The sequence below is a fragment of the Mucilaginibacter sp. UR6-11 genome, from assembly GCF_020880695.1.
Taxonomy (GTDB): Bacteria; Bacteroidota; Bacteroidia; order Sphingobacteriales; family Sphingobacteriaceae; genus Mucilaginibacter.
Window position 1 is genome coordinate 79,962 of sequence record NZ_JAJIWO010000011.1, and the last position, 24,499, is coordinate 104,460.

General features: G+C 44.2%; 20 protein-coding genes. 10 read left to right on the plus strand and 10 right to left on the minus strand.

Features of this window, described 5'->3' with window-relative positions; genetic code table 11:
• Nucleotides 1-74: 74 nt before the first annotated feature.
• A complete protein-coding gene (locus tag LJ658_RS19475; RefSeq protein WP_230548227.1) occupies nucleotides 75-638 on the minus strand; it encodes an arylesterase in 564 nt (187 codons plus the stop codon).
• A gap of 155 nt (nucleotides 639-793) precedes the next feature.
• On the opposite strand from LJ658_RS19475, the gene LJ658_RS19480 reads away from it, so the two are divergent.
• The 4 genes from LJ658_RS19480 (at nucleotide 794) to LJ658_RS19495 (ending at nucleotide 3,001) form a co-directional block, all read left to right on the plus strand.
• Nucleotides 794-1,243, plus strand: coding sequence for a KTSC domain-containing protein (locus LJ658_RS19480; protein ID WP_230548228.1), 450 nt, complete (start codon nucleotides 794-796; stop codon nucleotides 1,241-1,243).
• A gap of 70 nt (nucleotides 1,244-1,313) precedes the next feature.
• Nucleotides 1,314-1,844, plus strand: a complete 531-nt coding sequence (locus LJ658_RS19485; RefSeq protein WP_230548229.1) for an OmpA family protein — start codon at nucleotides 1,314-1,316, stop codon at nucleotides 1,842-1,844.
• Nucleotides 1,845-1,984: 140 nt separating this feature from the next.
• Complete coding sequence (locus LJ658_RS19490) at nucleotides 1,985-2,458, plus strand: ribonuclease H-like YkuK family protein (RefSeq protein ID WP_230548230.1); 474 nt, start codon at nucleotides 1,985-1,987, stop codon at nucleotides 2,456-2,458.
• A gap of 63 nt (nucleotides 2,459-2,521) precedes the next feature.
• Nucleotides 2,522-3,001 (plus strand): SRPBCC family protein, encoded by a 480-nt coding sequence (locus LJ658_RS19495; RefSeq protein WP_230548231.1) that lies wholly within the window; start codon nucleotides 2,522-2,524, stop codon nucleotides 2,999-3,001.
• 3 nt (nucleotides 3,002-3,004) lie between these two features.
• Here the strand turns inward: LJ658_RS19495 and LJ658_RS19500 are convergent, their stop codons facing one another.
• The 7 genes from LJ658_RS19500 to LJ658_RS19530 all read right to left on the minus strand — a co-directional run bounded on the left by LJ658_RS19500 (nucleotide 3,005) and on the right by LJ658_RS19530 (nucleotide 14,059).
• On the minus strand, nucleotides 3,005-5,140 hold the full coding sequence (locus LJ658_RS19500) for a tetratricopeptide repeat protein (RefSeq protein WP_230548232.1): 2,136 nt from the start codon (nucleotides 5,138-5,140) through the stop codon (nucleotides 3,005-3,007).
• Between the two features lie 11 nt (nucleotides 5,141-5,151).
• Complete coding sequence (locus tag LJ658_RS19505) at nucleotides 5,152-5,946, minus strand: hypothetical protein (protein WP_230548233.1); 795 nt, start codon at nucleotides 5,944-5,946, stop codon at nucleotides 5,152-5,154.
• Nucleotides 5,947-6,014: 68 nt separating this feature from the next.
• A complete protein-coding gene (locus LJ658_RS19510) occupies nucleotides 6,015-7,385 on the minus strand; it encodes an acetylxylan esterase (RefSeq protein ID WP_230548234.1) in 1,371 nt (456 codons plus the stop codon).
• Between the two features lie 10 nt (nucleotides 7,386-7,395).
• Nucleotides 7,396-8,628 (minus strand): acyltransferase, encoded by a 1,233-nt coding sequence (locus LJ658_RS19515; protein WP_230548235.1) that lies wholly within the window; start codon nucleotides 8,626-8,628, stop codon nucleotides 7,396-7,398.
• 104 nt (nucleotides 8,629-8,732) lie between these two features.
• Nucleotides 8,733-9,716: a TIGR01212 family radical SAM protein gene (locus LJ658_RS19520; protein ID WP_230548236.1), complete on the minus strand. Its 984-nt coding sequence runs from the start codon at nucleotides 9,714-9,716 to the stop codon at nucleotides 8,733-8,735.
• Nucleotides 9,717-9,813: 97 nt separating this feature from the next.
• Complete coding sequence (locus LJ658_RS19525; protein ID WP_230548237.1) at nucleotides 9,814-11,226, minus strand: glycoside hydrolase family 76 protein; 1,413 nt, start codon at nucleotides 11,224-11,226, stop codon at nucleotides 9,814-9,816.
• 358 nt (nucleotides 11,227-11,584) lie between these two features.
• Entirely contained in the window at nucleotides 11,585-14,059 is a 2,475-nt protein-coding gene (locus LJ658_RS19530) for a glycoside hydrolase N-terminal domain-containing protein (protein WP_230548238.1), read from the minus strand.
• Between the two features lie 700 nt (nucleotides 14,060-14,759).
• Between LJ658_RS19530 and LJ658_RS19535 the strand changes: the two genes are divergently transcribed.
• The 3 genes from LJ658_RS19535 to LJ658_RS19545 all read left to right on the plus strand — a co-directional run bounded on the left by LJ658_RS19535 (nucleotide 14,760) and on the right by LJ658_RS19545 (nucleotide 18,667).
• Complete coding sequence (locus LJ658_RS19535) at nucleotides 14,760-16,475, plus strand: IlvD/Edd family dehydratase (RefSeq protein WP_230548239.1); 1,716 nt, start codon at nucleotides 14,760-14,762, stop codon at nucleotides 16,473-16,475.
• 126 nt (nucleotides 16,476-16,601) lie between these two features.
• A complete protein-coding gene (locus tag LJ658_RS19540) occupies nucleotides 16,602-17,918 on the plus strand; it encodes a gluconate:H+ symporter (protein ID WP_230548240.1) in 1,317 nt (438 codons plus the stop codon).
• Between the two features lie 35 nt (nucleotides 17,919-17,953).
• Nucleotides 17,954-18,667, plus strand: a complete 714-nt coding sequence (locus LJ658_RS19545) for a DUF1080 domain-containing protein (protein ID WP_230548241.1) — start codon at nucleotides 17,954-17,956, stop codon at nucleotides 18,665-18,667.
• Nucleotides 18,668-18,675: 8 nt separating this feature from the next.
• Here LJ658_RS19545 and LJ658_RS19550 read toward each other — a convergent pair whose 3' ends face one another.
• A complete protein-coding gene (locus LJ658_RS19550) occupies nucleotides 18,676-19,491 on the minus strand; it encodes an alpha/beta fold hydrolase (protein WP_230548242.1) in 816 nt (271 codons plus the stop codon).
• Between the two features lie 159 nt (nucleotides 19,492-19,650).
• Here LJ658_RS19550 and LJ658_RS19555 point away from each other — a divergent pair, with 159 nt between their 5' ends.
• Nucleotides 19,651-21,318: an ABC transporter ATP-binding protein gene (locus tag LJ658_RS19555; RefSeq protein ID WP_230548243.1), complete on the plus strand. Its 1,668-nt coding sequence runs from the start codon at nucleotides 19,651-19,653 to the stop codon at nucleotides 21,316-21,318.
• On the plus strand, nucleotides 21,311-22,375 hold the full coding sequence (locus LJ658_RS19560) for a glycosyltransferase (RefSeq protein WP_230548244.1): 1,065 nt from the start codon (nucleotides 21,311-21,313) through the stop codon (nucleotides 22,373-22,375). The genes LJ658_RS19555 and LJ658_RS19560 overlap by 8 nt, the downstream gene beginning before the upstream one ends.
• Here the strand turns inward: LJ658_RS19560 and LJ658_RS19565 are convergent.
• On the minus strand, nucleotides 22,351-23,448 hold the full coding sequence (locus LJ658_RS19565) for a glycosyltransferase family 4 protein (RefSeq protein ID WP_230548245.1): 1,098 nt from the start codon (nucleotides 23,446-23,448) through the stop codon (nucleotides 22,351-22,353). The two genes, LJ658_RS19560 and LJ658_RS19565, sit on opposite strands and share 25 nt — an antisense overlap.
• 129 nt (nucleotides 23,449-23,577) lie before the next feature.
• Here LJ658_RS19565 and LJ658_RS19570 point away from each other — a divergent pair, with 129 nt between their 5' ends.
• On the plus strand, nucleotides 23,578-24,495 hold the full coding sequence (locus tag LJ658_RS19570; protein ID WP_230548246.1) for a hypothetical protein: 918 nt from the start codon (nucleotides 23,578-23,580) through the stop codon (nucleotides 24,493-24,495).
• Nucleotides 24,496-24,499: the final 4 nt, after the last annotated feature.

Here is a 24,499-nt window from a genome sequence, read left to right on the forward strand (position 1 = left end):
AACTGAACCATGATATTCCGGATTAATAGATTAGCTGATTGTGGTATAATCATAAAAATCCTAGAACCCTGAAGTCATGGTTCAGACAATAACCCCTTTATAACCGGCCAAACATTTTCGGCTATAACTTTGTAGCCTTCGGCAGATGGGTGCAAGCCGTCTGCCAGATTTAAATGTTGTTTATCCGCTACACCATCTAAAAAGAAGGGTACAAAGGCCAGGTTGTTTTTGTCTGCTATGGCGCCAAACAGGTTTCTAAATTCAACGGCCCTGTTGCCGGGTATAAAAACCGGCAGTTGCATACCCATAAGGGCAATCTTTACGTTTGGGAACTTAGTCTTTACTTTGTCAATGATCTGCTGCAAATTTTGCTGTATGGTAGTAACGGGCACATTACGTATAGCATCATTAATGCCAAGCTCCAGCACAAGCACGGCAACGGGCCTGCTTAGCCAATAGTCAAGCCGGCTTAAACCCCCGCGTGTGGTGTCGCCGCTTAGCCCGGCGTTTATTACTTTGTAATTTAATTCCAGTTCATCTATTTTATGCTGGATCAGCGCCGGGAACGAATCAACATCCGCATTGGCAAGGCCATAGCCGGCAGTAAGGCTGTCTCCAAAAAATAATATGTTTTTCATAAAGCTACAATAGCTTAAGGGCGCTATTTGTTTATTAGTGAGGATATTTTTAACGCTATCAAAAGAATTGGTACCTTTGCAAAAATTATTTTCTTGAACGATAAGTGCTTATTACTAATGCTTTCTGCTTCAATTACAAAATTATAATTTATAAGATGAAAAAAATTGTTGATTACAGAAAGCTTTTGGGCGTTGCAGAAAATGCTGAACTACAGGAATTAAAATCAGTTTACCGCGGATTGATGAAAACATGGCACCCTGACAAATTCCAGGACAGCGAAGAGCATAAGCTTCATGCCGAAGAAAAGAGCAAAACCATTATTGAAGCCTACCATTTTTTAGTGAGCATTGCGCCAGAGACGCGCGATCAGTCATTAACCGAATATACGGCCACTACCACCACCGCCAGCATTACCGATTTTGAGTTTAAACAACAGGTGCTTAAAGTTGATTTTTCGGATGGTAACAGTTATGAATACTTTGATGTTCCGAGAGCGGTATATGTAAAACTGGTTAATGCCGACTCGCCCGGGCGGTTTGCGCGCCGGCACATTTATAACGAATTTGTGTACAGGAGTTTAAACAGGCTGGTTGCCACCACGTAGATTTTATAGTGTATTATTTACAATAACCGGCCGTAAAATCCGTTTTCTGAAGATACCATTAATCGCAATTATGAAATTTCTAAGAACCCTTAACTTCTCTATTTTTATTTTATCGGCCGTTATAGCGCTGGATGCCTGTAAGGCAAAAAAACCGGTACAAACGCCGGTCGCACCCGTTGAAGAAACTACACCGCCGCCTGCCGCAGCTAAACCCGCACCTGCTGAAGAAGCTGCAAGGCCTGCACCTGCGCCTGTGGTGCAAGCGCCCGATTATAACTTCAGCAACATCCAGTTTGAGTTTAACTCCGGGATATTAAAGACAGCTTCATATCCAATTATGGACAGGGCCGCTGCCGAAATGAAAAAGGAGCCGTCTGTAAAATTTATACTTAATGGCCATGCATCGGCAGAAGGTACTGACGCGCATAATATGTCATTATCTGTTGAAAGGGCAACCGCCGTAAAAGCATATCTGGTAAACTCTGGCATTAGCGCTGATAACCTGGAGGTTAAAGGTTATGGCGATAAAAAACCTGTTGCTGATAACAGCAGCGAAGCCGGCCGCGCCAAAAACCGCCGTGTTGAGATAAAGAAACTTTAACCATTTACAAGATTGGTGCCGTTAACCTGTTGATATATAGGTGACTGTTAACAAATAAATCATAATAAGGTAACGTTTTTATAGTTGCATATGTGCTATCTTTAGGATATGCATTAACCACTACTATAAAAACGCACTTTATGACCTGGAGAAAGTTTAGCGGGGAGATTATCCAATCGCCCATTATCGAAGAAGTAGAATTAGCAATTGAACGGGAAACGCTGCTTGGAAACAAGCTCAAAGTTTGCATCGGGACCGACTCGCAGGTAAAAGGCGCCATTACTGATTTTGCGACGGTCATTGTTTTTTTGCGCGAAGGGCGGGGCGGTTTTATGTTTATCCACCAGGAACGTACCTCTCAAAAAATGAGCATTAAGGAACGCATGCTTACCGAAGTGCAAAAATCAATAGATATTTCCTATAAACTATGCGATTTGCTTGATCTGTATGACGTGGATCTGGAAGTGCACGCGGATATCAATACCAACCCTATGTTTAAATCAAACCAGGCCCTGCACGAAGCTATGGGCTATATATTGAGCATGGGCTTTGTATTTAAAGCCAAACCAGAGGCTTTTGCCAGTTCATGCTGTGCCAATAAAATGGTGCAATAAACGCAGAATTAATTAAGCTGCCCCAAGCCGGGTACTTGGCTGAGTTTTTGCGCTGCTAAAAACGTGAAAACATATCTATTTAAATTTGAACAGGACCTGCCCATCCCCCTGGCAGAAACCTGGGATTTTTTTACTTCGCCTTTAAATCTTGCTAAAATAACCCCGCCGCAAATGCGGTTTGAGGTTACCTCGCCTTATAACGCAAAAACCAAAGTGTATGAGGGGATGATCATTACCTACAAAATAACGCCGTTGCTGGGCATAAAGATGAACTGGATGACCGAAATTACGCATGTAAAGGAATATGAATATTTTGTAGATGAACAGCGCTTTGGCCCTTACGCGCTGTGGCACCACGAGCACCATTTTAAAGAAATAAAAGGCGGTGTGCATATGACGGATATTCTTAACTATGCCGTCCCTTACGGTGTGCTGGGCCGCTTAAGTAATAAACTATTAGTTGGCAAAGAGATAAAGAAAATATTTAAGCACCGCGAGAAAGCAATCAACGAGCTATTTGGCGTGTACAAAAAACCGGCGTAGGCCTTATCTGCAATACCTCGCAACTGCCGCCTTACCCTCTTTCGAGCCGAGTGCTGCCGCGGTATTAAAATCCATACAGGCACCGGCTTTATCTATCTGGCTGATCTTTAACATTCCCCGTTTAATAAAAGAAACTGGATTTTTAGGATTCAGGCTTATAGCCAGGTTATAGTCTTTCATGGCGCCGGCAGGGTTCCTTAAATTTAGTTCGGCATCGCCCCAAAGGTTATAATTATCCTCGTTTTTTGGGTCGAGCATTATAGCATAATCAAAATCTTCCTTTATGCGCTCGGCATCAGGTAAAAAACTTTTGGCATACCCGCGATAAGCAAACGCCTTAATATTATCCAGGTTTATAAATAGGGTACTGTTATAGTCGTCAACGGCGCCCTGGTAGTCTTTAAGGGCTAGTTTAACGCCGGCCCGTAAAAAATAAGCTTCATCATCATTGTCATTTATTTTGATGGCCCGGTTAATGTCTTCCAATGCCCCGTCGTAATCCCCAAGTGTAGTTTTGGCGTGACCACGGTTTTGATACGCTTTAAATGATGCAGTATCCAGTTTTAGGGCTGCATTATAGTCATCCATGGCTGCTTGTACATCATTCAGGTTCTCGCGCGCTATGCCGCGTTCTACGCGCAGGCCGGCATTGTTAGGGTTTTGGGTAACCATGCCGTTAAATAACATAACTGCCTCGTTAAAAAACTTACCCCGCACCATTGACTGCCCAAGCCTTATGAACAGATAATTGTCTTTCGGGTTAAGATCACCTATCTTTTTGAAATCCTGCAGTGCCCCGGTTCTGTCTCCTAATTTAAGGCGGATATCGCCGCGCTTTAAGTAATTTTCCGTACTGCGGGGGTTATTCGCTATGGCGTTGCTGTAGTCGGCCAGTGCGCCACTATAGTCTTTCGTCAAGGTCTTTATATCGCCGCGTATGGAATAGGCGTAATCATTTTGCGAATTAATTTCAATAGCGATATTGATATCTTTAAGGGCGCCCGGGGTATCATTAAGCGTTAATTTTATTCGGGAGCGGGTTATAAAAGCATAGCTGTTTTTCGGGTCAAGTTCAATAGCCTGATCTGCATCGTCACCGGCCTCATCATATAGTTTGCTGTTGAGTTTAGCGTCTGCGCGGGCCTGGTAAGCTTCACTATTGTTGGGGGCCAGTTGTATAGCCTTGTCAAAATCAGCAATGGCCCCTTCCTTGTCATTCAGGTTGTTTTTAACAATGCCGTCATATAAGTACAGGTCGGCATTATTGGGTTCGGCCTTAATCCTGTCGCCAAAATAATCGAGCGCGGCTTTTTCATCGCCATTTTTTGCCAGTGCATTAGCCAGGTATTTATAAATGTTAGGTATTTTAGAGTTAATGGATATCGCCTTTTTATAATCCGCAATGGCGGTTGTATAGTCACCGATATTACCGTAGGTGTTTGCGCGGTAAAAAATTGCGTCAACATTCTTAGGATCCATGGCAATTGTCCGGGTATAGTCAGCAATGGCACCTTTAAAATCAGGGATATTGCCTTTGGCATTTGCACGGTAAAATATAATGTCCGGATTTCCGGGGTCAAGTTTAGCGGCGATATCGTAATCAGTAACGGCGCCTTTATTGTCGCCCAGGTTGGCTTTGGCAACGCCCCGGTACTCATATAAAGAGGGGTCATTGGGTGAGAGCTGCAAAGCCCTGCCGAAATCCTCTATAGCCCCTTTAAAATCTTTAAGGTTTGATTTTGCATCGGCGCGATAATGATAAAGGATGGCATTCCTGGGGCTTATACTTAGCGCCTTTGTATAATCCGCGACTGCCTCTGCATAGTTTTTATTGGCATTATAGCTGTTGCCACGATAGTAGTAGGCAAACATATTATTGGGGGAAGGATCCAGCTGGATAGACTTTGTAAAATCTTTTATGGCTGAATCATAGTCCTTCAGATTATTGTAAGCATTGGCCCGATAAAAATAGATTTTGGCATTGGTGCCATCCTGCGTTAGGGCTTTGGTAAAATCGGCAATGGCACCTTTATCATCTTTTGCCCCGGCTTTAGCATTGCCCTGCTGTATAAATGTTTCTGCAGATTGCGCCAGGCAGTAAAAAGGGAAGAGAAGGAAAATAAGCAATGATTTTACCATGTTCTTACACACTAAAAAGGCCTTATAATTAATGATGCTGAAGCGCTTGATCCGTCGCCGGTATTGCGCCCGTTAATAAATGTACCTGCCGATAAAAACAACGACAGGCGCTTGCTGAAGGCATAGCCATAGCTTAATGAAACCTGGTTAAAAGCAAAGTTTTTATTGCTGGCGATATGCGCCGGATCATAAGTGCTGCTAAGGCTGCTGGTGGAGTAAAAACCACCCGCCGAAAAGGACAGCTGGTGTTTGAACTTCTTGTCCAGCGTTAAGCCGAACGTGGCAGTGTACCTGTCCTGTAATGGCCCCGCTGTGCCAAAATATTGTCTTAAACCATTCTCTATCGTGAAATAATAATTTTTGCCCAAAACATGGCCGCTGCCGCCAAATGATGCTTTTAATTCTGCGCCTTTTTCGCCATAACCTAAATTAACGTTGTTGGTATATAACGGCATAATAAAGGTACCCTGTACAGAAAAATAATAGATATAGTTAATATTGGCCACATAACATTTAAGGCCCACTTCAAGGTCTGTCAGTCCGTTGGTCTGGCTGTTATAGCCGCTGTTGTCGCGATAATTGTTCATTACAAACGGAAGGGTACCCACCACTGCGAAACGCTTGCTGATGCCATACTCTGTATATAATGAGTAGCTGACAGATTGAAACCGCCCGCCCGCAGCAAACGGATTACGTTTACGCAAAGAATCCCATCCTTTGTTGGCAAAGAAATAATTTACAGACGGCGATAAAACTAAACTGCCCGGCCGCACCGGAAAAGCGCCGCCGTAACTATCAGGCTGCATTGTAAAAAAAAGTATTGTTGCCGTTACAAGAAATCTTAGCCGGCTTTTAGTAAATTTCATATCATTCTTTAAAATAATGCAAAGGTGTCGCGCATCCAGCGGCCTTCCAATTCTTTGTAGGCAATAGATATTTCGTGGCCAAGGTCTTTAAATACCATTATGCGTTTACTGGGTTTAATGTTATTATAAGCCGCATATTCATTATTTGGCGGGGCAAACGGATCCAGCAAACCTATACCCATTATGGTAGGGCAGGTTAAATTGGTGGCAAAGTTTTTAACATCAAAATAGTCCAGGTTGTCTAATACTTTATTCATGGTTAAACCGGGCTGTGTCGCAACATATTTGGTAATGTCGCTAATGGGCCATTTTACTTCGCCAACCAGGTTACGTATGTCGCATAGGATAGGATTTTGCGCCGAGCAAAGCCGTACCCTTTTATCTAAACTGGCGGTTGCCACGGCCAAGAACCCGCCCATGCTGCCACCTGATACCAGTATCTGGTCATGCCGAAGGTCTGGTTGCGCACAAATAAAATCAACGGCACGTAAACAGTCAGCAATTACACCACGCATAACGTACTTGTTTTTATCTTCGATGTGATAAAAAATAAACTCGTCCCTGCGGGTATCAACCGGCCCGCGGCTGTTTCCCTGGCCCCTTACATTTAAGGTTATAATTACCAGGTCATCATCCAAACCCATTAACGGATTTAAAGCAACCTGGTATCCCGGAAGGCCAAGCAGGACAGAAAACTTGCGGTTTTTGTTGTGTGTTTTTGGCATGGTCATCCAGCCCCTGATCATCATATTGCCTAACGACTGCATTTCAATCGCGTATACGCGCCGGTTATCTTCATCCATTTTAGGGATGCCAACTACCTTGAACTTGGGCGGCACTTTAGCCAGCTCGTCTTTTACAGTTTGCCAGAATACTTCAAAATCAGCCGGTTTTTGGTATTGCGATACAATTTGCTCGGGCCTTATACCAAATACCTTTTTTATCGTATCATCATAGTCGCTTACATTGATGATGAAACTGAGTTTGTAAAAGCCAACGCCATTGGCGGGGATCTCAAAATTATATTTTTCAGCGCTTTTTTTGCCGATCCTCACTTTGATGGAATCCTCACGTAAAAACTTGCCGGTTTCTGTAGTAACCCGGTATGATACCTTTCCAATCTGGTCATTAGGTGTGGTGTTTTTCACCTCAAAGGTATATTGGGCCTTGTTATCAAAAAAAGCATTTTTATTGGCCGGGGTTAAAATAGTTGATATTTCACCGTCATCGCCGGTTTCGTCTTTTGCCGGGACGGATGCCGGCGTGCCGTCATGCGTTTGTGCATCGGCGCTCCCGGGCAATTGTACACCCAGAATAACCACCGACAGTGAAATTATTTTTATCAGGCCCTTAAATATATTAGTTGTCCTTTTCAGCATAGGGTCGGGTTTATTTTATCGCTACCGAATTATTATCAGGATTACGCGCTCTATTCCTGATCAGGAAATCTGATTTACGGATATAATGATTGAGCGGTTCCTCTATCGTTTTAAAAAGTAAAACTGACAGTGCGTTCAGCAAAATAAAGGCATAAAGTAAATTCAATTTATCATACTCAAATGGTGAGTGCCAGTTTACGCCCCACTTATCATACAGTTCAAATACATAGTTGTTTAACCATTCGGTAGCTTTATGGATAAGGTTATAGAGCCAGCCTAAATGGATCAGGTAAAATATATAGGAGCTTTTACCCAATAGTTCGACAAATGGCATAGCCAGCAATCTTTTTAAGGCAGTAGTTTCCGTTAATATGCCATAAAAAAACAAAGCCACTGCCAGACATAAAAAATAATTATTGACGATGATACCAGTCGGGCTTTCAACCCCGGCTGCCCAGCCTTTGGGTATGGGCTGCAGGGCCATAACCAGCACACATAAAAATATCAGCAGGAAACCTAAATAGGTGTATACTATTTTATTGGTACGCTCAAAACCCTTGTTTAATACAATGCGGGCCAGTTGTATGCCAACAAAAAACTCAAAACAGCGCCCAAAAAAAGTAAACAGCATTACAAACGGAAAATTGCTGAAAAAGCCATACCAGTTAACTTGGCTAAATATTAGTACCAATACAACAGCAATGGCAGTTAATACCAATGGCTGTATATAAAATTTGCCATATTTTTTGGCGATAAGAAAGATGATTGGCGCCGAAAAATAAAAGCATTCCTCGACAGTGAGGCTCCATCCCTGTGCAATGCCGGTATCCCAAAAACGGTAAAAGAAACCGCGGATAAACGTGATGTTCATTACCATTAACCAAACCGGGTTTTGATAGCCCCGGGTTATGCTTTCGTCTTTGGTAAAAAAGTAATAAATAAAAGCGCAAAGGGTAAGCAGGGCATACATGGGGTATATCCGCGCCACCCTGTTTTTAAGATATTGCTTAAACCAGTCGGCTGTTAAATGAAAATTATTGTAATACCTGAAAGTGATTAAAAAGCCGGATAGCACAAAGAAGATAGATACCCCGATATGGAACTCACCAAGAAAACGTTGCACAATATGAGGAAAAGAATCATCAAATACATAATAGTAATGTGATACAAAAACCAGGTATGCGGCCAATGCACGCACGCCGGTTAAAGCCGGAAAGTAGTTTTGTACAGGTTTTTGTGCCAAACGACCTATTATTTAATTGTATTTAAAATACTTGTTCGTGCTTTTAGTGCAAAAGTGATGCCGCCGCCTGGCAGTTTGCAATTCCCGGTTTACAGGTGACTGATTTATTGGGTGTTGTCCTCTGAAAACTGCCTGGCGTTAACTGCACTGCCCTGTACAACGCCGCTGTTTAGTATCTTTTGGTCGATATAATATTGTATTTCTGATTTCTTTAATCCCCAGTTTGGGGCGATGAGTAATTCGCGGTCGCTCAAACCAAACAGGCGCTGTATCACTACGTCCGGCCTTACCAGCGGCAACAGCTCGCAAAGAAACCCGGCATATTCGTCAAGGCCGAATAGTTTAAAAGGCTCGCGTTTGTATTTCACCCCCATAACTGATCCTTCAACGATATGCAGGTGGTGAAACTTTACAAATTTTATTTGCGGATGGCGGTTTATCTCGTCAGCGTATTTTAGCATCATTTCCCGGGTTTCCCACGGGAAGCCAAAAATAGTATGGACGCAAATATCGAGTTTGCTGTTTTCAACCAGTTTCAGGGCAGTTAATAAATCGTCGTGGCTGCAACCGCGGTTTATCTGGTCAAGCGTTTCGTTATAGATGCTCTCCATGCCCATTTCCAGGTCGACATCAAAGCGGTCGGTATAGCTTTCCAGCAGGGCTATCTTTTCAGCGTCGATACAATCGGGGCGGGTACCTACACTCAGGCCCACAATATCCTCGGGGCAATAGCTCAGCGCCTCGTCATACAGGGCTTTTAAATAATGTACGGGAGCATAGGTATTGGTATTGGGCTGGAAGTAGATGATAAACTTATCGGCCTTATTGCCTTTACGGGCACGCTCCATACCCTCCATCACCTGTTGCTTAATGGTGCTGGCATTACGGCTTACTGATGGGGTAAATGAATCGACATTACAATAGGTACAGCCGCCAAAACCTTTGCTGCCGTCGCGGTTGGGGCAGGTAAAGTTGCCGTCGACAATAACCTTAAATACGCGGTGCCCGGGGTACTTCTCTTTAAGCCATGGCCCATAGTTATTGTAACCCTTTTCCCAAATACTTGCCGGTGTGTCTGTTAGCTGCATTGCCGCAAAGATACGGATTGCTGTGCAAATGCCATGTCACAAAAAAAGCATAACCGGCAGCGGCCGGTTATGCTTTTTTAGATTTAGGTTGAATGCACTATTGAATTTTTACCGATGTAACCAAATCATTGGCCGTCGGCGTAAGATTCGGAAAATGTGGCGTATCACCAGCAGGCAGCGTCCATGCCTGGCCGGTGAAATTGTCATCGGCGTACATGGTTACTGTCCATCCCGCAGGTACTTTTGCTGATGATGCCCAATCGTTCACGAAGCCGTAGGGCGTTAGCTGCGACAGGGTATAATTTCCTTTTGGGATAGTGCCGGTTACGGTACCGCCATATAAAGTATTCTGGTAAAAAGTAACCCCCGGATACAGCTGCATAAAAGCTACCAGGCTGCAAGCCTCATAAGTTTGTATATAGCCCGTTGGGCAGGCAACGGCGTAATTACGGTAAGTTAAATTACGGGACGGATCGCGGTTTGCCCAGCCAGTATCAACATTGGTTTGAACCCAGCTTAGGTATTGGGTTTGTCCACCCTCGTTTATCAGCTGCATCAGGTAATCAGCAAAGATGGCTTTCATCACGCCCTGCTCATTAAAATCGCCCTCGGCAGGTAAAATGCCCTGCGCGTTGCACATGTTGTTTTTTACATAGTCGGCATAGCGGGTAGCGTCAGAAAGGTAGGCGCTGTTGCCGCTTTGTTTGTAAAGTGCAAAGGCAGCGCCAATGGCTGTGCCCGAGTTATAGGTATAATCAGTACCGCCCGGAGGGTTGGTGCCGATTTTATTGTCATAAACCTGGCCCGTTGAAGTATTGGTTAGATTAGCTTTTGCCCAGGTATAAATAGATTGTGCTTTTGTTAGATACGCACTGTTGCCGGTTAGGTTATACAAACGCATGGCAGCAATAACGGTTGGAAAGTTAATGCACGAGTTTTTGCCCGAGTGGTTAAAATCCCAAAACATGCCGCCATTTGTCGGGTCATATGATCCGGCCCACACACGGTCAAAACCGGCCTGGGCGGTGGTTAAATAAGTGGCGTTGCCGGTAATTTGATTGGCGCGCGCCAAAGCCATCACCCACCACATCATGTCGTCATAAATAAACCATACCGTGGTGTTGTTCCAGTCGTATTGAGCGTACTGGTTATACCCTCCGGTATACATATCGTTTACCCGGGTAAGTGCTGCTGATGTACGCGTGCGGATATAATTATCCATTGCCATATCCCAAAAGATGGCGTTGGTCCAGATAGCCGCTATGTTATCTTTTAACGTGGTACTGTAATACAGCTTGGTAGCAGGGTTATAACACGCCGTATTAAATGCGTTATAAGCAGTAGTAGCATCGGCGGGGTCCCACGAGTTAAATGAACCTGTAATAGCGGCTGACGGGACTGAACCCAAAGTTGTTTTGCCCGGAGGGACCTGATTTTGAGCCCCCTCTTTTTTACTGCAACTTAAAAACGCAACACATGCGCCCAACATTAAGATACTTGCTTTCTTCATAATTGTAAGAATTAGTGTTTATTAATTGTTTAGTAGTATTAATAACAATAATTGTAGGTCCAACTACCACAAGCTATACCTAAACGAAGACGCTGGTTGCCCAAAGGCAAGCCCGTTCAATAATAACCATTCAACAACTTTTCGATCTTTATGGGGGGGACAGATCGGTTTATAATTAATTTACTTATACGTTAAGTATCTTATAAAAGGTTTCGTATAACTTAATTTTTCGCGTTATTTTTTTAACTGAGATATTATAATGTCAGCCTCTACAAACGTTGCCGGATACTAAGAGTAATGGCAAAAAGGAAACATCGTTGTTAGATGCTTCCCTTTTAAATAATGTGGCTTATGTTAATTATATCCCTACCAATGTATAGGTTTTACCTGCTACCGTTGCAAAATCATATAATAAAGTAGGCCTGGCTCCGGTTGGCTTTAGCTGCGCTTTGTCTGATATGATGGGCTTGGCGGTTTCCTCGTTCCGGTAAAAGAAGTTGGTATTTGCTCCTTTTGCAATTTTTAATGTGCCGCCCTGTAATTTTATGTTGTTTGGCACACGTAACCGGCAATTGCCACCAACCGTCGAGCGGATCTTTACTTCGGCCAGGTTGCCGTCTTTCCATTTCATGCTTACAATTTCAAAACCACCGCGTGCCCGCAGGCCGCTTACTGTTCCGCTTGGCCAGGCATCCGGCAGGGCAGGTAATAAATTTAAAGAGCCGTCTGCGCTTTGCATCAGCATTTCGGTAATGCCTGCAGCGCAGCCAAAGTTGCCATCAATCTGGAACGGCGGGTGGGCATCAAACATATTTGGATAGGTTCCGCCGCCATTATTTGAGCTGCCGCGATTTTTACCTGTAGGCGTAAGCTGGTTTTGTATCAGCTTAAACGCATGGTTCCCATCCAACAGGCGGGCCCATAAGTTAACTTTCCAGCCCATACTCCACCCGGTTGATACATCAGTACGGTAGATCAAAGAGGTACGTGCGGCATCAAACAGCTCGGGCGTACGGTAAGGCGAGATCTGGTTTCCTGGATATAAGCCATACAGGTGCGATACGTGACGGTTATGGTCATGGGGGCTATCCAAATCATGCAGCCATTCCTGCAATTGGCCGTATTGACCTATTTGCATCGGGGGTAAACGGTCGCGGGCGGCTTTTATTTTGGCAGCGAAATCTTGATCTACATTTAAAACCTTAGCGGCGGCAATAACCTCACTAAAAATATCAAAAACCAATTGGTTATCCATGGTAACTCCCGCGTCAATAGCTATCCCGTTGCCATAGGCTTCAGGGTTGTTCTCCGGCGATACGGAAGGCGATATAACCAGCCATTTGTGCTCAGGCTCCTCAATCAAAAACTCCAGGTAAAATTGGGCCGCACCGCGCAACGTATTATATACGGATTTCAAATAAGTTTTATCCGCATTGTACAGGTACCTGTCCCAAAGCTGGGTGCTTAACCAGGCGCCGCCCGACGGCCACAGGCCCGAATAGATACCGTCTACAGGACCGGTAATGCGCCACAGGTCGGTATTATGGTGCGCCATCCAACCGCCCACGCCGTACATGTCTTTAGCGGTTTCTTTGCCGGTTTCACTTAGCTCTTTAACCATTTGTATCAGCGGCTCGTGCATTTCGGCCAGGTTGGTCTCTTCTGCCGGCCAGTAGTTCATCTCGGTATTAATGTTGATGGTATATTTACTGCCCCAGGGCGGGCTCATTTCCTTGTTCCAGATGCCCTGCAGGTTGGCAGGCTGTCCGCCCGGTTGTGAGGACGAGATCAACAGGTACCGCCCAAACTGAAAATATAGCTCAACCAACTGCGGGTCATTGCCGCCGGCAAAATCATTGATCCGTTTATCGGTTGGGTTTTTAACAGAATCAGTCGAGCCCAGGTTAAGTTTTACCCTGTTGAAGTACTTTTGATAGGCAGCGACATGATTGCTCACCAGTATTGAATACGGGATTGACCAGGCTTTATTCAGATAAGCGTTGGCCCGCGCCGACTCGTCAGCACTTACATCGTCGTATTTTACAAAGTTGGTAGCTATGGAAATAAATAAGGTTGCCGATGTTGCTTTGGTTATATTAACCGAGGTGTCAGATGCGGAAACCTCGCCGCCGTCTAATTTAACTTTTACCAATGCCTGGAATTTATCCCTCCCTTTCACGCCGTCCCGGCTGCCCGAAACGCCTGACAGCATTACCTCATTCCTGCCCCTGGTTACCACAGCTGACTTTTGCGGGCTGGACATAGCCGCCGAAAAAGTAAGGCTGGCAGGTTTGCTTGCGGATAGATGCACCACAATTACCTGGTCGGCATTGGATGCAAATACTTCGCGTTTATAGGTTACGCCATCAACTGTATAAATTGTGGTTGTTATGGCTTTGGAGATATCCAGGTCGCGGGAATAATTTTCATACAGCTTATGGCCCGGAAAGTTAAGATACACATTACCCACCGGCTGATAGCACATGCCATTATCAGGGTTTGAGCGCATAGCCTTACTGGCTATAGCAGCGGCTTCTTTACGTTTATTCTCAAATATCAGGCGTTGTACTTCTTTTAACACGGCTAAAGAGCCCTTGCTATCGTTGCGACTCGGGCCGCCGCTCCACAGTGTGGCTTCGTTTAATTGGATGGTTTCGCGTGCGGGATTGCCGTATACCATCCCGGCCAGGCGGCCATTGCCAACGGGCATAGCTTTTTCCCATACGCTACCCGACGGTTTATCGTACCATAGCTTTAAATCGTTTTTTTGTGCAAATAGGTTAGCGGTTGTACTTAACAGCACAAGCGTCAACAAGGTTCTTCTAAAAGGCATAATCTTGGTTTACAGCTATAAAGCTATTTAAAAAACTAATACTGTGTAACCAAATAATAACAGGTGTAAGGAAAATATTACAGTTGAAAGCCAATCTTATATTATATTTCCACGGTATGCTTAATTAGTAAGCTATTTTGTCCGTTCTTGAATTTTTAGATTGTTTTATTTCACTTTTTGGCGGGGTTGAGTTTAATCTTCATTCGAATGACACCTATTATATTTGCGAAGATCCAGGAGAAATGCTTTATAAGATTGCGCGTGAAGGAGATAAGAATAATTATGCCGGCATAACCTAAGTTATACCGGCAAATTAACCAACTCAAACTAAATAACGGTATGCCAACCCCCTAATTGGCATGCGCTAATACAGTTGTTCTTACACGTGATATGGTTTAGGTTCTTTGAAGATAGAAAATATAAAATAATAATTTGTTGTTCATTTTGTTCACAATTTAATTTCCTGATTGTCAGTATGTTTGTAATTGTCAGCCTTCTTTTATAAGGGTAATTATATTTTATAAAAATAAATTGTGAACAACCTTAGCCTATATAGTTTTTAATTGTTTTATTTAAAGATTTGCTACTTTGCAAATAATAACACCAATTTTAAAATAACGGATATTTTATAAGATCGATGCAGTTGTCTGGTATGGACAAGGTGCCGCATATTCCGGGAATTAAATTCACTATAAGAATTATGTCTACATTTCGCAGCGCCGACTGGTTTGGCAAGAAAGATAAAATGGGTTTCATCTATCGCAGCTGGATGAAAAATCAGGGAATGCCCGAGGATATGTTTGACGGCCGTCCGGTAATCGGCATCTGCAATACCTGGTCTGAACTTACCCCGTGTAATGCCCATTTGCGTGATCTGGCCGAAAGTGTAAAACGCGGCGTGCTGGAGGCCGGTGGTTTCCCGCTGGAGTTCCCCATCATGTCATTAGGCGAAACCCTGCTAAAACCAACCGCCATGTTGTTCAGAAACCTGGCCAGCATGGATACCGAGGAATCAATCAGGGGCAATCCTATTGATGGCGTGGTGCTGCTTACCGGCTGCGATAAAACTACGCCATCCACTTTAATGGGCGCCGCCAGTGTCGATCTGCCAACCATTGTGGTACAGGGCGGGCCGATGCTGAATGGTAAATACAAAGGGCACGATATCGGATCGGGCACTAACGTGTGGACTTTTACGGATGACCTGAAAACGGGCAAAATGAGCCCTGCTGAATTTGCTGAGGCCGAAAGCTGCATGTCGCGCAGCCCCGGCCACTGCATGACGATGGGCACCGCGTCAACTATGGCCTGTATGGTTGAGTCATTAGGGATGTCATTAAGCGGTGGCGCGGCTATCCCGGCTGTTGATTCAAGACGTAAAAGAATAGCCCAGTTATCCGGCAGGCGCATAGTAGAGATGGTTAAGGAGGACCTTAAAATGTCAAAGATCTTAACCCGTTCTGCTTTTGAGAATGCGATCAAGGTTAACGCAGCCATCGGCGGTTCGTCAAACTTCGTGATCCACTTAACAGCCATAGCGGGCCGTGTTGGGGTTGAATTAAACCTGGAGGATTTTGACCATATCGGCAGTAAAATGCCTTTGTTGCTTGACCTCATGCCGTCGGGCAAATTCCTGATGGAAGATTTTTATTATGCAGGCGGGTTGCCGGCCATTATTAAACAAATGAGTTCGGTGTTAGATCTTGATGCCCTAACCGTAACAGGAAAATCGCATAAAGAAAACATTGAAACCGCCGGCACCATATATAATGAACAGGTGATACACCAATTTGAAAGTCCTGTTATACCCGAGGCCGGCATTGTGGTACTGAAAGGTAACCTTGCTATAAACGGGGCGGTAATTAAACCATCGGCGGCAACACCTGCGCTGATGCAGCACCGGGGCCGGGCCGTGGTATTTGAAAACATTGAAGATTACCACGACCGGGTTGATGACCCTAACCTGGATATAAACGAAACCTGCGTTATGGTTTTAAAAAGCGTGGGCCCGGTTGGCTATCCCGGCATGCCCGAGGTGGGCAACATGACACTGCCCAAAAAGCTATTGGATAAAGGCGTAACTGATATGGTGCGCATCTCTGACGGCCGGATGAGCGGTACGGCTTTTGGTACCGTGATATTGCATGTATCGCCCGAGTCGGCCATTGGCGGTAATCTGGGGTTGGTTGAAAACGGCGATATGATTAAGCTGGATGTCGCCGGCAAGTCAATTCATTTAGAAGTATCTGACGAAGAACTGGCGGCACGCCGTAGCAAGTGGATAGCACCGCCGTTGGCATCAGGGCGCGGGTATGTTAACCTTTATGTTAACACCGTACAACAGGCAGACAAAGGTGCCGACCTGGATTTCCTGGTAGGCGGATCGGGATCAGAAGTGTTAAGGGATTCGCATTAATTATAGAAAACTTAAACAACATGTCATTTCGAAACGGAGTGAGAAATCTTATACGAGCGACCTCTAATACGGTTAAGATTTCTCACTCGTTCCTCGTATCGCAATGACAAAAACACTTATAGCTGTATGGTCATACTAACCCTCGTCCTCTGCATTGTAACGCTGATATTGCTGGTAACCTGGGCCAGGCTAAACGTGTTCCTTACCTTTTTGGTTATATCATTAATGGCTGCCCTGTTATTGGGTATGCCGTTAACGCATATCGTCCAGTCAGTAAATAAAGGGCTTGGTGATATGCTGGGGTCGCTGGTTATTATTATTGTCCTGGGCTCAATGCTGGGCAAGCTGGTTGGAGTGAGCGGCGCGGCACAAAAAATTGCCACTTCAATGCGCAATGCTTTTGGCGAAAAATATATTACCTGGGCCATGTGCGCCACCGGTTTTATAGTGGGCATACCCTTATATTATAATGTTGGTTTTTTCTTGTTGATCCCCATTATCTTTTCGGTTGCCAACCGGTATAAATTGCCGCTGGTTTATGTGGGGATTCCGATGCTGGCGTCCCTGTCCGTTATGCACGGATTTTTGCCGCCGCACCCATCGCCTATGGCGCTGACAACGCAGTTCCATGCAGACATTACCAAAGTTTTCATCTATGGGTTCGCGGTGGCTATACCAACCATTATCATCGCCGGGCCGTTGTTTGCCAGGCTTTTGCGTAATATGCCGTCGCAGTCAGTAATAGCCATGTCTGTGCAGGAAATGCCCGCGGACAAGCTTCCCGGATTAACCAACAGTATTCTTTCATCACTTTTGCCGGTTATTATTATCGGATTGAGCACGCTGGTAATTCGTTTTGCAGGAAATAACGCGCCGTTAAAAAATGTTGCCGCCTTTTTAGGCGATCCGAGTATAGCTATGATGGAGACCATCGCCATTGCTACCTGGACCTTAGGGATGCGCCAGGGCATGAAATTAAACGAGGTAATGAATGTGTATGCCGATGCGGTAAAAGAAGTAGCCATGATATTACTGATAATTGGCAGCGCCGGGATATTAAAACAGATATTTTTAGATAGCGGTGCAAGCGGTCAAATAGCCATGACGTTACAGGGCCTCAGCCTGCCGCCGTTGTTATTAGGTTGGATCATAGCCGCCGTTTTAAGATTATGCCTGGGTTCGGCAACGGTTGCCGGACTAACAGCCGCCGGGATTATTTATCCCTTAATGCAACATGTTCCGGTTGATGCTAACTTAATGGTGCTGTCAATAGGTGCGGGAAGTTTGTTTTGTTCGCATGTTAACGATACCTCGTTTTGGGTCACTAAAGAATACTTCGGCCTCAGCATGAAAAATACTTTTTTGTCCTGGTCGTTAATGGAAACGCTGGTATCTGTAATAGGATTGATTGGCATACTGATACTGAATGCCCTGTTGCGATAAATTTTAATTATTTTTGACTTACACCAATAAGAACCATGAAGAAATTATTTTTAACCCTGCTGATGGGCGTTGTTATAACCTCGGCCTTCAGCCAAAAGGCGAAAGACAATACCTTAACCAAAAAAGAAGCTGCCGCACATTGGAAACTATTGTTTGATGGCACAAGCGCAAACGGCTGGGTAAACGGAGATGGATCGCCGGTTACGGCTGCCCCGGGTGCCTGGGAAGTTGTAAATGGCGCTTTAACGCTAAAAAAAGACGCTAAAGGCGGCGATATTTATACTACGGATGAATATGGTGATTTTGAATTCAGCGCCGATTTTAACATTGAGCCCGGCACCAACACTGGTATTAAATACTTTTGTCATAAATATGAAAAAGGTGGCAACCTGGGCTGCGAGTTCCAGATCATAGATGATGTTTTGGGCGAGGATAATAAATTGCCTAACCACCTGCTGGGTTCATTATATGATGTATTGCCACCCATTGAGGCTAATAAAAAAGTAAACCCGCCGGGCCAGTGGAACACCATACGTATTGTGGCCAAAGGTAAAAAGGTACAGCACTGGGTAAATGGCCTTAAAGTATTAGAATACACCCGCGGCAGCGACGAATACCTGGCCGGGGTAGCAAAAAGCAAATTCAGCAAAGTTGAGCCGGTATTTGGTACCGTTGAAAAAGGACGTATCCAGTTACAGGATCATCATGGGCCGGTAGCGTTTAAGAATATTAAAGTAAGAGTGTTGTAAGTTTATTGCTATCGCTTTTTAAACGGCATGGTAAAAAAATCATCAACTATTTTGTTAAACTCATCCCTGTGCTCATTAAGCGTAGCATGCCCCGAGTTGGGTACTATCCATAACGAAGCATTGGGGATGTTTAAATAGATATCAACGGTATGATGCACCGGGATAAGGTCATGGTCGCCGCCGATGATGAGCGACGGCGCTTTAATGGCCCGCAGCGCACTAAACGGGATATTGGGTTGCAGCCAGTCCAGCAGGAAAATCTTATAGGTGTTTTTCGTTTTGGCATCCTTTAACGGCATTTTGGTTTGCCATTCTTTATAGTCCCTTTCCTCGCTTTTCCAGTAAGACGGGATCAGGCCGGTAGAATCAGGCACCAAATTGGCCCCGGTTGATGCAAGCCTGATCACTTTACCCGGATGCCGCATTGCCAGAACCAAGGCATTAATACCTCCATCGCTCCAGCCCAAAACATAAGCCGAATCAATATGCATGGCGGTAAGCAGCGCGTCAAAATCATCAGCCATCATTTCAAAGCTTAATGAGTCACGGTCGTCTTTGGTACGGCCATGCGCCCGGCTGTCGGCAGCAATTACCTGATACTTTTTAGCGAAATAGGGTATGATGCCGCTAAACGATGCCATATTGCCACCATTGCCGTGGATCAATAATAACGGTTTGCCGCTGCCGTAAACTTCGATATACATTTTAATGCCCCGAACGTCATAAAACCGGCCAACGCTATCGTTATGCCCGTAGTTTATTTTAGACTGACTAAAAGCGGTTACGCTGAGTAGTAATAACAATAAGAGAAGGGCTTTTTTCATCAGGACAATTAATTACTTTCTAAAAATATTTTGTTCGATCAGCCTAACGGCTGTGCTTTGGTATTCGATTTTTAAATATAATCAATTACTGTAAGGCAACGCATAGTAATTTTTATCCGTAATGCTTAAAGCGCGTTGAATAATAAACAGGGACCTGATTTGCGACAAATATTAACCGATATTTTAAACATCCTTGAACGACGGGAAAAGTTAAAGCTGGCCCGGCTGGTTTTATTTGACCTGGCGATGGGTGTGCTGGATGTGGCCTTTTTAGGGATGACATTGGTGGTGATTAATTTTTATACCAAAAGCCAGCCCGCAGCCGTCATCTCTTTCCTTCCCGACAGGTTGTTAAACCGGGACTCGCTTTTACTGATCTCGATATTCCTGGTACTGTTTGGGTTAAAAAATTATCTGGGGTATTTAAATACCAAATGGCAACAGCATTTTTTTTACGGGGTATCTTCCAGGTTGTCAAAACGGAATATACAGGGTTATCTGAAAGATGATTACCTGCGCTTTGTAAATATTGATTCGTCTGTACTGATCCGCAGGATAAGTCAGCAGCCTATTGAGTTTAGTAATTACGTACTCACTAACCTGCAGCAAATTATATCGCAAAGCATACTTATTACTGCTACCATCACGGGTATCCTGTTTTGGCAACCCGGTTTATTTTTTATGCTGTTTTTGTTGCTGACACCGCCGGTGATATTGCTGGGCAATTTTATCCGCAACAAGCTAAAAGCTATCCGTTACAGTACACAACTGGTCAGCCAAAAAACTATCCAGCATTTAAATGAATCATTAGCCGGTTATATAGAGAGTAATGTTTATCGTAAGGATGATTTTTTTGTAAAACGATACTATGATCAGCAATTGCAGCTAAACAACAACATTGCCACCCAGCAAACTTTGCAGGGACTTAGCTCAAGGCTGATAGAGGTTTTTGCCATACTCGGTTTTTTTATTTTGATAGCTATAAACAAGCTATCGGCGGGCCAACCTGCGGTTAGTTTATTAACCATCGGTGTTTTTTTGGCAGCCAGCTATAAGATTATCCCCGGTATTGTAAAAATATTAAACAGCGCCAGCCAGATAAAGACTTACCGGTTTAGCATAACTGATTTGCAGCCTGCAGGTAAAGCAATACCTATTGTTGATGAAAAGACGCCTGTTAAATCAATATTATTTGAGCAGGTTAAATTCAGATACGATGGCCGGTATATACTCAACAGCCTTAATTTTGATCTGCGGGCCGGCGATTTTGCAGGTATTTCGGCCCCGTCGGGGAAGGGTAAAACTACCATTATACACCTGATGCTGGGCTTTTTAAAACACCATAAAGGCAATATTTATTTTAACGGCGAAAAAACTAACTGGATAAAGCGGCAGGGTTATTTAAACCGGGTGTCGTATGTAAAACAGCAATCATTTATTATTAATGACACCTTGCTTAAAAACATTACACTTAGCGACGGCGCTTACGATAAAACCAGGCTTGATGAAGTTTTATCATTTTGCGGCTTGCAGCCCCTGGTCAACCATTATCCCGGCGGGATAAATGAATTTATAAAAGAGAACGGCAAAAATATAAGCGGCGGGCAGCGCCAGCGGTTGATGCTGGCCAGGGCTTTATACCATGATTTTGATTTGCTGGTTTTAGATGAGGCTTTTTCTGAAATGGACGAGGAATCAGAAAATACTATCCTTCTAAAATTAAAACAGCTGGCACGGCAGGGAAAAATGGTGATACTGATAACCCATAACAACGCCAGTCTTAATTTTTGCGACAAGATAATAGCGTTAGATACCACTTATGCGTAAAACATTGATCATAGTTACCCCCGGTTTCCCTGAAAATGAGCAGGACACTGCCTGCCTGCCAGACCGTCAAATATTTGTGCGGGTTTTAAAAGAAACTTATCCCGAACTGAATATTGTGGTGCTGAGCTTCCAGTATCCCGACCAGCCGCGCCAGTACAGCTGGAACGGCGTACAGGTTATTGCACTCGGCGGAAAAAATAAAAGCGGGCTATACCGCAGGATAACCTGGATAAGTGCCTGGCAGAAACTTAAAAAGCTAAACGAAACCCATAAAGTAATTGGCCTGCTAAGCTTTTGGCTGGATGAATGCGCCTTTATAGGTGATAAGTTTTCAAGAAGCTATAAGCTAAAACATTACAGCTGGTTGCTTGGGCAGGACGCCCGCCCGGGTAATAAATATGTTTACCGGATGATGCCCAGCGGCGAAAGCCTGATTGCTTTGTCTGACTTTATTGTAACGGAGTTTAAGCGAAATTATGGCGTGACGCCTAAGTACCTGGTGCCGGGCGCGGTAGACCCCGCCGTGTTTAAAACCTATACCGGCGACCGGGATATTGATATTATAGGTGCAGGCTCACTCATCAACTTAAAACAGTATGCTGTTTTTGTGGATATGATTTTTGAGTTAAAAAAAGATTTCCCGGCAATAAAGGCGGTAATATGTGGGAAGGGGCCCGAGATGAGAAGGCTGCAAGATAAAATCAGACAGTTGGGTCTTGAAAATAATCTCGAATTAAAAGGCGAGCTACCCCATGCCGAAGTATTGACCCTGATGCAACGGGCAAAGGTGTTTCTGCATACTTCAAAATATGAGGGATTTGGCATTGTTTGTTTAGAGGCATTAGGCGCCGGCGCAAAAGTGGTAAGTTTTGTACAACCCATGAACACCGGTATACCCAACTGGCATATTGCAAAAAATGCCCGGGATATGCAACACATAACCACCGGCCTGTTAAGAGCCGACGAAGATTACCAACCGGTTTTACCATACCGGGCCGATGATGCCGCGCGGGCCATTATGCAGTTGTTTGATCAGCAGGAACTGGCGATGTCCTGAATGCGGTTGGCTATGGCCTCAAAAGACAGGGTTGATTTAAAATAAGCAAGCGCTTTTTCTTTTTCTGCGGATTTGTCCAGGCCGGTTGCCTGGTGCAGGGCGGTTAACAATCCGGCCTCGTTCCCGGCTTCATACAGCAGGCCGATATTGCCGTTGTTCGTCATCATCCTGAAAGAAAAGATATCTGTAACCAGGGGTATGCAGCCGCATGACAATGCTTCACAGACAGCCGTCCCGCTGCCTTCGTAATGCGATCCGGATAGCACGAAATCTACACTGTTATACCAGTACAGCATATCCTCATTAGGTATTTTGCCGATTAGTTTTATCGCAGCGGCACGGGGGGCATTGTTTATCAGCCGGGTTATTTCGGGCAGTAATTCTTCGGTATGGTAAAGCATATATAAACAAGCCGACGGTGTGTCAGCCGCAAATTTCAGGAAGGCATTTACTACGGTTAACGGGTCCTTATTTTGATCTAATCGCCCCACCCATAAAAAAGCGTTGGTTTCTGTAACCCCGGTTTTTGCCTGTGCCAGTCGTTTATCTATCGGGTAAAATACGGAGGACAGCTCCATTACCTCATGGATTTTATCCGCCGAGGCCAGGTTACCTTTTCTTACCCAGTCCAGCCCCATCGCTTTCGAAGCGAATAAATAAGCATTTACATAGCGGCTGGCTAGTTTTTGTGCCGCCTTTTTTAGCCCTTTGGCGGGCTTTTCTGCATGGTTTTGAACAATGATCTTTGTTTTGCCGGCTAAGTAAAAGCGTAATTGCATGGTTTGTAAAGGCTTGTGCAATCCATGTACGATTACTACATCCGGCTTCATACTACCTATAAGCCGGTGCATTTTATGCGGAAACCATAATCGCGCGTCATTATAATTTACAAATCTAAAATGTGCGCCGTTAAAGGTGTGTTCGCCCTCATAACTGATCTGTTTGATGCGGGTGACATTATTGTTTTTGCTTAAAGCAGTAAGCACCCCCAGGTATGCCTTTACCCGGGTAATCCAGGTACCGGGCGAACTATATTCGGGGTTGTAGTTATAGCTTACAAAAACAAATTTCATATATCCTGTAGTTTAATAGGATTGTAAATACGCTTCCTTCTGAAATAGCGTCACCATCATAAAGCAACCCGCAACAAACAATCCCCGTATTTTAAATAAACATACATAACATATACTTATAACTGGCCAATGGGGTTGTCTGTAAAAAACATATTTTTTAAGCATACGGATATTAAGACCTTTTTTATAACCCGCCTTACCGAAAGCCAGATAAAAGAAAAAATATGGCTAAAAAAAGGTGGGCTGATTATTGACATAACCCACCGGCAAAGCATGATCTGTTTAGATCCGTTTTGTATAGCCGTATGGTTGCCTTTAGCACAGGGTGTTGGTGATAAGGCTGATGCCCCAGTAATTTTTTTCACAAAAGATGGTAAAACTACCGCCTCAATTAATGTTAGCCTGATAGAAAATGTACCCACCGATAACGGCACATTGCTGTTGTATAAAATTGAAAGTGTTAAAAATTACCAGCTAACGTTAATGCACCGGCTGGCCGTTTTGGGTTATCTGTTACGCTCAAAAAAAAATACCTTCCAAAGCCGCAGGATAATCAGCGCTTTGTATTCATACCCGCGGAAGATCATCATCGTATCTTACCAGGATGATGAATATTACAACATCTTCCCGATGGATATCCAGGGTTATATCCTCGAGCAAGGCATTTACCTGTTGGGTTTACGGACCACCAATGTCACGCTTGATAAAATACTGGCTGCAAAAAAAGTGGTGATTTGCGAGAGCGATGAAATGGATATCGAAATTATCTATCAGCTGGGGAAACATCCCAGTACGTCTCCTACGAAAAAAGAAGAAATGCCGTTTGCCATAACTGAGAGTGAGTTATTTGGCTTCCCGGTACCGGCAACTATTGGCGGATACAAGGAGCTTGAGATTTTTTATAATCGAAAAATGGGCTATCATATGTTGCTGGTGGGTAAGGTTGCCAATTCAAAAGTTATTAAAGAAAGCCCGGCTTCACTTTACCATGTCGGGTTTTTGCAATTTCAAAAGGGAGACTATAAAAGCATAGACGCTATCTATTAATATT